Origin of the sequence: Alkalibacterium iburiense, from assembly GCF_039521845.1 — a bacterium.
In the GTDB taxonomy this organism is placed as follows: Bacteria; Bacillota; Bacilli; order Lactobacillales; family Carnobacteriaceae_A; genus Alkalibacterium; species Alkalibacterium iburiense.
Genome location: NZ_BAAACW010000005.1, coordinates 362 through 12,538, shown reverse-complemented (window position 1 = coordinate 12,538; position 12,177 = coordinate 362). Strand labels below are relative to the sequence as shown.

Below are 12,177 nucleotides of genomic sequence, written 5' to 3'. Positions count from 1 at the left end.
AGTTCAATATTCTAACTGATCTTTACGGTAAAAGGATAGAACGTCGTTCTTAGGGGTGCGAAACTTGAGTCATTAACTGTATTATCAAGTCCTGAATAGTATAATAGTTAGGGTTCTCTTCTTGTGAAGGATGAACGGGAATCCAAAAATAGTCGTCTCCTATATATTCCACGTTATGTAGATGGACAACGAGAATATACTTTTCCCATTTTTTTATATACTCTATTGTTTGACTTCCAGCAGACATTAAGTAATCTCCAATATCAATACAGAGCTTTATATTATACTTATCCCAGGTCTCAACTGGAAAATCATGTAAAGCGTCTATTCCCACACTCGAACGGTTGAGACCTAATTTGGGCTCACACACAATAGGGATATTATATTTCTCTTGTAAGACTTGTAGCTTTTTCAACCCATTGTCTATTAATGTGTTTGAATCGCGTTCGCTTTCTTCTTTAAAATAAGGAAAGTGGACAAGTATATATTCAGCTCCTAACTCGGACATGTGTTTGACTTCTTTTTCAAACTGAATCCAAGACTCCTCGGAATCATAATGTACTTTTTCCAATAAATCATATTTGCTTTGATTTCTGTATAAAGGAGAATGGAGTCCAAATGTGAGTCCGTGCCTATTATGCTCGTTTAAAAATGTTTTAAACGCGTCTTGATTTGAAAATTCACCTATTTCGATGTGTTTCACATATTTCTTATTGAATAAATAAGTAAATTTCTTTGGATCAGATAGAATAGTACTGCCAGATATTCCTATCGAGTGATGAGTCATTCGTATTCACGCACCTAAAGATTTATTTTTCTTTTATCTGTTATCCATAAGCAGGAATTCATCTTCACTATGATAACCTATAGATAAATTAGTTCATTTTCAAAACATGCTTGCTATCTATGTCATTGTTGTTTCGAATTCATAGAAGGGTCAGCAAGTTTATCTATGAAGGGGTAGATGTCTTCCATAGATGGAAAAGGAGCTTCATTATTCAAAAATTCAAGATAGACTAACTTGATTAGATTTTCTGTCTTTAGAAGTGTGTCTATTGTCTTCTTATTATCCAGGCCAGTGAATGGCAGTTCGTTCATAAGTAGATGCTTGATTTCTTCATAAGCAGAAATCTTATAGCTGCTGTCAAAAATATCTTCTTTTGATTTAGCCATCATTTCGACCTTAAATGAAGTGTATTCAGAATTCAGTTTATCTTTTAAACGTTTAATCATGTCTCTCTCCTATTCTCAGAAAACCTCTACAGATTATATATAAACAAGCTAGTCGACAATATTCGTAATATACCTCTTCAATTCTTCCAACCGTTCTAATGTATCCTTCACTCCCAAGTCATACATGGCCTGCAATTTATTTGGATCTCTTTCGAGTCGTTTAATCGGAATCGTTTGTGAAGGACGAATGACAAAGGTCTCCCCTCTTTTCTCCTCTTCAATAATCTTTTCTACAGTATTATTGTAGTTTAGATAGCGATTCTTTAATGTCTCTTTGAATTTTGGATAATTTTTATACCATCTATCAATGAGAAACGAGTTGGGCTTGGTTTTCCTATAAGCTAATGGTCGGGTTAATATGACGAGTCTCTTGTTGAATCCCAGTTCCTTTGCTTTTTCAAAGGGGATGCTGTCTGCGACTCCGCCATCTAGATAGTAGGTTCCATCTAGTTTAATGGGTTTTGAAACAAATGGCATTGAACCGGAAGCTCTCAGTACTTCCATTTCCTTGAATGGCTCTGTGATATGTTTATACTCTGCTTGTCCTGTTTCCATATTCGTAACCGTGGCATAAAAGTCTATGCCCGACTGTTTAAAGGCGTCTTCATCAAACACATCCAGTGAGAATGGGACGGTATAATATGCAAAATCCTTACTGATAATATCTCCTGTCTTAATCAATTGCCGAATACCCATGTACCGTTTATCTTTTATGTATGTTTTGTTATACCTTAAGGCTCTCCCCTTTTGTCCTGAGGCATAATTGATTCCAAATAAAGCGCCAGCTGAAACTGTCACCATTCCGCCTACTTTAATCTCTTCATTCATCAGTGTATCCAGCACGCCAGCCGTGTAAAGCCCGCGCATACCTCCGCCTTCAAGCACTAATCCTACATCTTTCATGTACTCACCTTTTCATCCATATACTCTTGCATACTCTTGCTTCTTCATTACTATACCATTTTTATACAGGAAAAATAAACAACCCATGCCAGTACAGCATAGGTTCAAACGATTATAAATCAATTATTTTTCTTCTACTCTTTTACCTACTGCTTCGGCAATATCTTCAACAGTAGATAGTGAAGGTTCCATTGTAGCATTCTCGATACGAGCAATAGTGGATCTGGACTTATTCACTTTCTCTGCAAATTTTGTTTGGCTTAATCCCGTTTGAGATCTTAATTCAAATATTAAATCTGCTAAGTCTAGCTTTCTTTGTTCTTCAACGTAAGCTTTTTTAAATTCTTCACTTTCATTCATACGTTTTTTTAAAGCTGTACTATTTTTACTCATTTTTAACACTCCTTTATTGAGAGTGGAATTTATTCCTAATGTTTTTTATTCTCACAATTTCTCTAATGCAGCTTCAGCATTCTAATAATATTTTAGAAGAAGTCATTTGATATTATGTTATTCTAAGATTTTTCTAGTGTTTGAAATTTTGTCCCAATGAATAAAGTGATATTAGTAATCACTAATCGACTAAAAATTACAAAGTCAGTTATTTTAAATAGTAAAAAAAGATTTCCACCCTGATTTGCTGGAGTCTTGTTAGGTTTGACAAATGTTTTAATGTTAATGCCAAAATAAATGTTAAACAGAGAATGAATCCGTATGCTTTTTAAGAAAGGCAATAACCTCCTCCACTGTCTCTTCATGATAGAAAGCCGGTCCGCCGTGTCCAGCACCGTCTATACAATAAAACGTTGAGTCTAATCCCAAGTCCAAACAGCGCTTTTGTAGTTCTATCCCCTGCTCAAAAGGAACCACATCATCTTTATTCCCATGCATCGTCAGTAAAGGCGCATAAGTTGTCTCCTTATTTAAGTAATACCGAACAGAAGCGCGCAGTGCTTTCTCTTGATCATTGAGTGATAGAAAGTCTCCTAAAAGAAGATTTTCCGGACTTGTGGGACTGTCATGAGGCACATTGGAACGATAGTCCGCAATAGTAGTGAAATCCGTCACTCCATAAAAATTGAGAAAAGCTTTGACATCTGGTAAAGGTTCGGTGGAATCCGTATCTAAGTCTGTGCTGTTCCAAGTTGCCCAGCATAGTAATGATGTATGCCCTCCGCTTGAATCGCCAGATACAAACATGTTCGATGAGTCAATTCTCAATTCTTCTGACTGTTTAGCCAAGTAACGGACAGCTGTTTTAGCATCTTCTACATGACTGGGGAATTGAGCAGCTGGAATAGGCAAGTATTCGACAATCGCTAAAATATAGCCGCTGGTCACGATTTTTTTCAAAATCATACATATGGTCATATAAATCCTGCTGGAACCAAGCAGAGCCTTGAATATGTACGACAAGCGGATAGATTTGACTGTCATCACCCTGATCAGGATAAATGAGACGCACACGCAGATTCTGTCCATTCTTACGGGTATAGACGTGGTCTACCGGGACGACTCTGGCTCTTACATTGTGAGGATCGGCAGGCAGTGTTTTCATTCCTTGTACTGTGGCTTCTGATTTAGGGAATTCAGTTGTCTTATCGGTCATGATTAGTCAGTCCTTTTTCATTCATTTTATATTGAGTGTAAAACTATCTCTAGACTAAGTCAACACGAAATGTAATCGATAACAGGATTGAATTAAAAAGGACCTGCACAGTTTCAGAACCTGTGCAGGCCAAGGAGTTAGAGTTTAACGAGTCGTTCGACTTTGAAGCTTCCAGCTGTAAACATAACAAGGCCATATAGACTAATGACTCCTATATGAGGGAAAAGCTGCCCTGTATCGAGTGATTCAAATACCCAGTAATAAGGGGAGATATACTGAATAGCGGATAATTGGTCAAGCGATTGGGTGAACAGCGGGACAAAAACAAGAACCATAATAAGCAGCAGTCCCAGCATCTGGATGAGCGTTTCATTCTTAAATACTCTAAAGAGCAGCATCGTCAGCCCCATCACAAATATTCCCATCGAAAGAATCAAGCCTAAGCCCAGTCCGAGATTGGTTAATGGGATAGAAAAGACAGCACTCGCCAGTAGAACAATGAGTACGTTAGAAAGAACGGAATAAATCATATACGCTCCCAGTACACTTCCTAGTATCTGCCAACTGTAGATATTTGAAATAATACTCCGAGTCAGAAGACCTTCTTTACGCATCTTTGCTAAGTCTCCGGCAATAAACCCGGTAGAGTATCCCATGAAGAACAGAAGCATGAATAGCATAAAAGCCATATTAGAGTTAACCGGTACAAAAGAAGAATCAATCGCCGGTTCGGATGCTTCAGTTGTCTCAAATATGATTCCAGCTTCTTCAAAGGCTTCATCCCTCAAGGCATCCGTCAATATACTTAGAAATTCTGCTTCAAACAGCGGGTCACGATTGGAGCCATTAATGCTATGCACTTGGATAGACGTGTCAGAGTGCGGGAATCCTTCTGGTATCTCGTATACCATAGACACTTCTATTTGATCCAATTGGGCAAAAGCCTCTTCTTCGTTAGTCACAAAATACTCCTGATAAGGGTCATCCAGTTGAGGGACAACGGTTTCGGTCACATAATCCGAATGGTTAACAACCGCATTAGCCTGTTCAGAGAGCAAACTGGATTCAGATTCCATAATAAAAAGGAAGGCAAAGATAATAACAAGAGGAAACGCTAAGGACATGATTAAAAAGCCCCAGTTTCTTAAGATAATTCTTTTTAAGTGAAACCAGGTTAAACGGATGGTCTTCATGCCAGGTGCAGCTCCCTTCTGTGTTTAAATCGAATAGTCAAGCTAGTAATCAAAAGACTGGCGGCTAATAAGCCTACAAATACCGGCCAATGTTCCAAGGCTCTTTCGTTCTGCATATAATCATAGAAAGGCTGATTAAAGAGGAGACGAATAAAATTCTGACTGAAAAACTCCCCTACCTGTCCGCCTATCATTTTGTCAACGGGCAAGAAGCCAAAGAGCATGTATAGCATCAGCACGCCTTGATAAACCCAATTTGAGAAGTGATCTGGAATCATATGCAAAAGCGCGGCACTGATACTCTGGAAAAACAGAGCATAGTTCAGACTCCACAGAATATAAAAGAGTGGATGACCTGTAAAGGTCTGCGAGTCTATGAGTCTCCAGATGATTAAAAACAGGATGATGATGACGGTATAAATAAGGGTGTTCGTCATGACTTCAAATAAAACGACTTGTTTAGGAGATAACGGCACCACTCCGAGTCTTTTTCTCGTCCCTTGAAGTTCTTTGTTTGTACTCATTCCAGCCCCACCAGACAAAGTCATGATTAAAATGTAAATGACCCCTGTGACAGCTGTGAACTGATTACTCGTTAAAGCTGTTTGGGAATGATAGGTGGTCGGTGTAAAGACTGCATCACTGTTTAGTTCACCTAACTCCTCAAGAGAGTTCTGGAGTGTAGCGATAACAGCCGGGTCTTCGATGGACACTACCTCTTCCAGGAGCTGTTCCTGATCGAGCAGGGCTTGTTGCCACTGCATGACCAGCTGCTTGAGCATGGCTTCTTCTGAAGACGAACTGTTTTCTTTTGTTTGAATCGTTATCAGCGTGTCTGCTAAGCGGTCACTATAGTCTGCTTGAATGTACAGATGGAAATCCGAGTCTTCTTCATCCGTGATGTTAAGGAAGGCCTGCATCTCATCACCGGATAAAGTGTCAGACAAGACACTCCCCCATTCTCCCCTATCGTCATTTTGTAGGCTGATGTCAATGGGGTCATTATCCCCTTCAGGAACAAATGCGGACCGATAGGAAAAGCCTAATATAAAGGTTAGAAATAAAGGCAAGAGTAAAAACACACTGAGAATAATATGCCCTTGCTTTAAGTCAGCTCGTATATTGGTTTTTAAATAAATCCAAAACTTTGACATGGCGGCTCCTCCTTAATCTCTCAGTGTTTTGCCTGTTAATTGTAAAAAGGCTTCTTCTAAACTTAATTCTTCTTTTTTTAATGTAACAAGTTCAATCTGATTTTCAGCTATAACACGCATCAGTTGAGGTGTTTGGAATTCAATGGGATCCACAATGAGGTGGATGGTGTTGTTTTCCAGTAAAATTTGCTGGACACCTTTTAAATGTGTCTGGAGCGTTTCTTCTATATCTAAAGGGATACGCACCACTTCAATGAGCCACTTCACATTGTCTTGAACCATTTGCTTGATTTCTTCCTGTGACCCGTACCCGACTCTCTCCGTTATCGAGAATAAAGAGACGGTCACACAAGGCTTCCACTTCTTCCATGTAATGAGACGTGTATAAGACGGTTGTTTTGTATTCCTCATTCATATACTTGATGAATTCAAAGATTTTATTTCTGGACTGCGGGTCTACCCCAACGGTTGGCTCGTCCAGTATCAGTAATTTCGGGCGGTGTAAAATACCGGCTGCGATATTGAGACGGCGTTGCATCCCACCTGAAAAAGTTTTGACTGCTTTTTTCTTCTGGTTCTCTAAACCCACTATTTCCAATGCTTCTTCTATCCGGCTCCGCAATAATTTACCGGATAAGCCGTATAGGCCTCCAAAATACTCTAAATTGGACGGTGCATTTAACTCTTTCATCAAAGCTATATCTTGAGGAACTAAACCGATTTGCTCCCGTATGTGTACCATGTCTTTAGGCACGTGTTTGCCATCTACATAGATGTCGCCTGAATTCATTGGAGTCAACCCGGTCATGACATCTATGAGAGTCGATTTTCCAGCTCCATTTGGTCCGATGAGGCCAAATCGTTCTCCGCTCTCTATTTCAAAAGACACATTTGTTAAAACGGATTGATTGCCGTACTTTTTATAGACATGTTTAATTTCTACATCACTCATTTGAAAACCCTCCTCTTTCTATTGTCTTTATTATAATCCCTATAGAGATCGGTGACTATTCACTCCGGTAACGCAATGGGATGACTTAAGTCACGATATAAAAAAGCCTTAGTCACATGAGGCTGACTAAGGCTTATAAGATAGAGAGTTAAGACATGAGTCCTTTTTCAAAGGCAAAAATGGCCAGTTGAGTCCGGTCTCTTAAGTCTAACTTTCTGAGGATGGTGGTTATATTGTTTTTAATGGTACCGAGGGATAAGTAAAGTTTATCCGCTATCTCTTGGTTGCTTAAACCACTGGCTACCAAACGTACTATATCGACTTCTTTTGGTGATAAGTCAAAAGCCAGGGCATCAAATAGAGGCTTATCAGCCGTTCGTGTCAAATTCAACATTTCTTTTCCAATTTTCCCATCCAGAACCATATTACCATTGAACACAAGGTTGATGGATTCAGCTATGTCATCACTACTGCTGTCTTTCAATAAATAACCGTATGCTCCTAAGCGCATCGCCTGGGATATGTACTCGGTATCTTGGAAAGTGGTTAAAACCAACACACTAATGTTCGGGTGATTCGTTTTTATGAGACGTGTACCTTCTATGCCATTGGATACAGGCATCCGAATATCCATCAGCACCACATCAACGGCATGACTATCACAGAACTCGGCTGCTTCTTGTCCGTTTGAAGCCTGGCCTACAATAGAAAGAGAAGGATAGGATGCGAGTAAAATAGCAAGACCGTTTCTGATTAATTGCTCATCATCGACGAGTAAGACTTTAATGGGTGTATCAGACATATCCATTTCCTCCTTTCGGTATCACAATGCGCACGTTAAATCCGGCATGTAAAGACGAGCGAACGGTTACTTTTCCGCCTAATAACTGAGCGCGTTCTTCCATACCGGAAAGCCCCATCTGCGGTTTGATGTCATCTGTTCCGACCCCGTTATCCTGCATAGTTAAAATAACGGAACGATCCGTAAAGTGAAGGTGAATTCTCACTTCTGTCGCTTGACTGTGTTTAGATGAATTCCCTATAAATTCTTGAATGGCTCGAAAAAGCAATGCCTCTTGTTCTTCGTTTAACGTCCATTGCTGGTCATTATGGTTAAAAAAGATATGAAAGGGACTGGTATTTTCGTACTCTTTCATTAAGTTATTTAACCGTTCAAAAAAAGCGATTTGAGTATAATTTGCCGGTTTTAAAGCATGAATAACGGACCGGACTTCAGCCAAGCCTTTTTGAGTAAACTCATGCAATTCACCTAACATATTCGATGCCGTGGGATCCGATTTTTCCGTCAGTTTCTGAAGAGCAGCGGTTTGGATGACAAGGGTTGAAAGAGTGTGCCCGACCGAATCATGTAAATCTCTTGAGATACGGTTTCTTTCATTCAAAGTGTAAACTTCTTCCATTGACTGCATATGAGTATGTAAGAGAGTGGCTTTCTCTTCTAGTTCATCTTGGATAAGTTTTAGCTCGTATTGCCGTTCGGTTCTATCTTTGATAACCAAGCTTTGTTCCGCAGACCACCAAGCTAAAGTTAAGACTCCTATAAAGACCAGAAGTGTATGCAGTGCAGGCCAAGATGTGAGGAACGTCCATTGCAAGCTTAAGAGAATCCCTAGGATGCCTATTGCCGTACCCGCTCCTTTGCGTGACCATTCTGTTCGGATATCTATCATCAAAAGAGCTAATAGCAAGAAAGGCAACTGAGGCAAAATGGCTGTATTGATGACACTCAATAGAGCGATGATCCCAAGCATGACTCCCCTAAGGACGGGTCTTTCAACATAGAACCAGAGTAAGTGAAAAGCAATGATCCATATGAACAGCCAGTAAAAATCTGTTTTCCAAAAAGTGGATTGGGTGGCGTATTGCATTAAGCTAAGCCCAGTCAGAATGATTTTAATCAGAATCATGTTCCCTTCCCCCTTTCCTTTCTCTCTTGTTCTTTTATTATACGCCTTGGCTTCAAACAGACACAAACTTCATTTGTAATAAAAATAATAGCAACGAAAAAAGCTACCCTCACCTTTTCAAGTCAGGATAGCTTTGAATGTATGATGCTTATAGTGTCTTTATCAATCGGCCAGTGGATTTACTCATCTGCCTCGACTTCAGAAGTCACTTGTCTAACTGTTTCTTCGACTTCTTCCCGATTCATTTTCTCGCGGCCTTCTTTCATCGCGTCTAAACTCTTGTGGGCAAAAGCTAGTGGGAGTTTACAAAAGACGATGGTGCTTTTATCTGTTAAAGTTTCCATATATAAGTCCGCCTTGGCTAAATTCTCTTCAGCATAGGCAAATAAATCGGCCCGTGTCCAACCATCTGGGACAAAGCTGACACCCCGTTCATCTAAGTCTTCTTCTTCATTTCTTAAAATGTTGACAGCTTGTAACCCACGACCGAAACCAATGGATAATTCAAAGTCTTTATCGCCATCGTATCCGTAAGACCAGTTCCAGAGTTTCGATAGCAGGACACCAACTATTCCAGCCACGTAGTAGGTGTAGTCGTCTAAATCCTCTTTCGTTCGTACATCCCAATTTTTATCTGCCCATTTGCTCATGCCATAAGCCATTTCTGATCCTGTTTCTCTCACAATCGGTTGAGCGGTCTCTGGACACGCCTCAATCCAATCCACTAAACGCACAGACACTTCTGGCAATTGGTCTTTGATGGGCGCAATAATCGCAAAATATTCTTCTTCAGTAAAGGGGTGTTTAAAGAGTTCACTTAACTGCATTAAGATAGTGGAAATAACGTCGTTTGGAATATCTTCATGGTCTTCAATCTCATCAATCGCTCGGTAAACGAGATAAGCTGTTGAGACAGCCTCTTTTAAATCCTTTTTGAGTAATTTGATGGGAATATAAAACGTGCGGCTCGTTTCTTTCAGCACACGCATCACGTCTTTTGGAAACTTGTTCTTCTTCAGCATAGTAATCTCCTCTTCGCACAATAATCTATTCTCTTATTATATAAGAACCCACTGCAACTTAAAAGGAATAAAGGATGAACCTCTCATTTCTTTTAAAAGAAGCCTAAAACTTGTCTTCATAAAGGCACTTTAATCTGGCAGAGGTACCCAATGAGTTGTCTGATTCTTAAAGACAACTAGCTCGTTCACATCATGTGCCCTTAGGAGAGAAAAAGCATCTGAAAAGTGGAATTGGTAGTCTTCTGAAACATGCGCATCCGAGCTTACTGTAAATAACTGTCCGCCCAAACTTTTATAAAGGCCAATGGCATAATCGTATAAGTGCGCATTGTCATAAGCATACATGCTGCGCGTGTTCAGTTCCAGTGCTTGATTCTGCTCGATAATTACCTTAAATATAGCTTTCAATGTCTCTTCGGCTGGTTTTAAATCAGAGACCTTGACCTTGTCATAGCCTCTTAGTCCGTAATCAAAATGAGCTAACACATTGGCATAGGGAGCCTCCTTGATGCCTTGCAGCATTAAACTGTAATAATCCTCCACATGCTCCGTTAAATCTTTTGTATCATGGTTCAGAGTCATGAAACCCTGGCCGCCATTGTGGTGGATGCTGAATAAAATAATATCAAATGATTTGTCTGCTAAATAGGCTTCAATCCGATGACGGTCTCTATACGTGAATCCCACTTCAATGCCTTTTAACAAGCGGTTTTTATACTTTTTGTTGAGACGGTGAATGGTTTCCACATAAGAGTCGTAATCGAGTACAGCGTCTTTCATATTCTGGCTGGGACGGTAGAAATCCAAATGCTCCGTTGTCACAACGGGTAAATCCGTCTGTTTTAAATAGTTTTCAAAGTGCTCCGTCGAATCGGGTGAATAATAGGTGTGAGAGTGTTGATCATAATAACGCAATCGTCTTCCTCCTTTTGATAAACTATCTATCATTTAGTATAAATGATGAATGTAAAAAAAGCGTATAAAACGGGTCAATCCTTTATTACCTATCGTAAAGGCTACATTTCTTGTAATATTTTTAGAGGTGATTTATCCTTTAGATATGAGCTATCAATTTATAATTATTGAATAAGGAGCTGGTGAAGCAACTATGTATAAGATTGGATTAGTTTACAATAAACCGAAAGAGATGACGGAAGAGGAAAAAGCACTGGACCCAAGAAGTTATCGTCAGAATGAAATCATTGCGCATGATATTAAAGAAGCTTTTGAATCCAAGGGTCATGACGTGACGTTAATTCCTGCCTATACCAGTTTATTGTACGACATTAAACAAGTTGGTGAACTGGATGTGATATTCAATTCAGCCGTCGGTATCAATCACAAGAATGAACAGGCAAATATTGCTGGGATGTTAGAGTTACTCGATATTCCTTTTGTCGGTTCAGGTTTACTCCCTCAAGTGATTTCTTTAAATAAAGAGCATGCGAAAGCTACTTTTAAAGCAGCTGGTGTACCAGTCTCTCCTTTCCAGGTGTTTTATTCGGTTGAGACTCCTTTGGATAGTGACTTATCTTTCCCTCTTTTTGTGAAACCAGTTAGAGAGGGATCTGCTGTCGGGATTACTGAGGATAGTATGGTCAATAACGAAGAAGAATTACGTGCTCAAGTCAATTATGTTCTTGAGAATTTTAACCAACCGGCCTTAGTCGAAGGGTATTTAAGTGGACGAGAATTTTCAGTAGCTGTTTTAGGCACGGAGACTCCAAAGACTTTACCTATAATGGAAGTCATCATTCCAGAAGAATACGGAACAACTCAAACGGTAGATGTGAAAGCCGAAAATGTGGTCACTCGCAGTTGCCCGGCTGATATTACCGATGAACTTGCTGAAGAGATATCCAAAACAGTTTTAAGAGCTTATAAAGCCTTAGGTTGTTCAGAATATGCCCGAGTGGATGTCAAATTAGACGACGATGGTATTCCAAATGTAATTGAACTCAATGCGATTCCTGCACTCGAAGCGGGTTATGCTCACTATCCTCTAATGGCTGAAGAAGCTGGCTATGATATGCCTACATTAGTAGAAATATTAGTCAAAGAAGCTATCCAAGCTAGCGAAAGCGGGCGTATTTCATAAACTCCTTTTGATTAAGTGACACTTAGTAGCGAAAAACTATGAGTAAGTGTCATCCAAATAGCTTTGAGTGACACTTAGTAGCGAA

At 39.6% G+C, this 12,177-nt stretch carries 14 protein-coding genes; 1 reads left to right on the top strand and 13 read right to left on the bottom strand.

Features of this window, described 5'->3' with window-relative positions:
- Positions 1 to 49 precede the first annotated feature (49 nt).
- From ABDZ53_RS00220 to ABDZ53_RS00160, 13 genes are all read right to left on the bottom strand, one after another.
- Positions 50 to 787, bottom strand: a complete 738-nt coding sequence (locus tag ABDZ53_RS00220; protein ID WP_343752778.1) for a TIM barrel protein — start codon at positions 785 to 787, stop codon at positions 50 to 52.
- A gap of 122 nt (positions 788 to 909) precedes the next feature.
- On the bottom strand, positions 910 to 1,233 hold the full coding sequence (locus ABDZ53_RS00215) for a DUF3848 domain-containing protein (RefSeq protein ID WP_343752776.1): 324 nt from the start codon (positions 1,231 to 1,233) through the stop codon (positions 910 to 912).
- Positions 1,234 to 1,281: 48 nt separating this feature from the next.
- Positions 1,282 to 2,136 (bottom strand): patatin-like phospholipase family protein, encoded by an 855-nt coding sequence (locus tag ABDZ53_RS00210; RefSeq protein WP_343752774.1) that lies wholly within the window; start codon positions 2,134 to 2,136, stop codon positions 1,282 to 1,284.
- Between the two features lie 123 nt (positions 2,137 to 2,259).
- Positions 2,260 to 2,529: a helix-turn-helix transcriptional regulator gene (locus ABDZ53_RS00205; RefSeq protein WP_343752772.1), complete on the bottom strand. Its 270-nt coding sequence runs from the start codon at positions 2,527 to 2,529 to the stop codon at positions 2,260 to 2,262.
- Between the two features lie 300 nt (positions 2,530 to 2,829).
- Entirely contained in the window at positions 2,830 to 3,507 is a 678-nt protein-coding gene (locus ABDZ53_RS00200; RefSeq protein WP_343752770.1) for an alpha/beta hydrolase fold domain-containing protein, read from the bottom strand.
- 375 nt (positions 3,508 to 3,882) lie between these two features.
- A complete protein-coding gene (locus ABDZ53_RS00195; RefSeq protein WP_343752768.1) occupies positions 3,883 to 4,938 on the bottom strand; it encodes an ABC transporter permease in 1,056 nt (351 codons plus the stop codon).
- Complete coding sequence (locus ABDZ53_RS00190; protein WP_343752766.1) at positions 4,935 to 6,092, bottom strand: ABC transporter permease; 1,158 nt, start codon at positions 6,090 to 6,092, stop codon at positions 4,935 to 4,937. The genes ABDZ53_RS00195 and ABDZ53_RS00190 overlap by 4 nt, the downstream gene beginning before the upstream one ends.
- Before the next feature lie 12 nt (positions 6,093 to 6,104).
- The gene (locus ABDZ53_RS00185; RefSeq protein WP_343752765.1) at positions 6,105 to 6,374 is read right to left on the bottom strand and encodes a hypothetical protein; all 270 of its coding nucleotides are present in this window, start codon (positions 6,372 to 6,374) and stop codon (positions 6,105 to 6,107) included.
- Positions 6,343 to 7,044, bottom strand: coding sequence for an ABC transporter ATP-binding protein (locus ABDZ53_RS00180; protein ID WP_343752764.1), 702 nt, complete (start codon positions 7,042 to 7,044; stop codon positions 6,343 to 6,345). The genes ABDZ53_RS00185 and ABDZ53_RS00180 overlap by 32 nt, the downstream gene beginning before the upstream one ends.
- Positions 7,045 to 7,192: 148 nt before the next feature.
- Positions 7,193 to 7,846, bottom strand: coding sequence for a response regulator transcription factor (locus ABDZ53_RS00175; protein ID WP_343752762.1), 654 nt, complete (start codon positions 7,844 to 7,846; stop codon positions 7,193 to 7,195).
- Entirely contained in the window at positions 7,839 to 8,972 is a 1,134-nt protein-coding gene (locus ABDZ53_RS00170; RefSeq protein WP_343752760.1) for a sensor histidine kinase, read from the bottom strand. The genes ABDZ53_RS00175 and ABDZ53_RS00170 overlap by 8 nt, the downstream gene beginning before the upstream one ends.
- A 179-nt stretch (positions 8,973 to 9,151) precedes the next feature.
- Entirely contained in the window at positions 9,152 to 9,994 is an 843-nt protein-coding gene (locus ABDZ53_RS00165; protein ID WP_343752758.1) for a squalene/phytoene synthase family protein, read from the bottom strand.
- A gap of 129 nt (positions 9,995 to 10,123) precedes the next feature.
- Positions 10,124 to 10,909 (bottom strand): PHP domain-containing protein, encoded by a 786-nt coding sequence (locus ABDZ53_RS00160; protein WP_343752756.1) that lies wholly within the window; start codon positions 10,907 to 10,909, stop codon positions 10,124 to 10,126.
- Positions 10,910 to 11,102: 193 nt separating this feature from the next.
- Between ABDZ53_RS00160 and ABDZ53_RS00155 the strand changes: the two genes are divergently transcribed.
- Entirely contained in the window at positions 11,103 to 12,092 is a 990-nt protein-coding gene (locus ABDZ53_RS00155; protein ID WP_343752754.1) for a D-alanine--D-alanine ligase family protein, read from the top strand.
- The last annotated feature ends 85 nt before the right edge of the window (positions 12,093 to 12,177 follow it).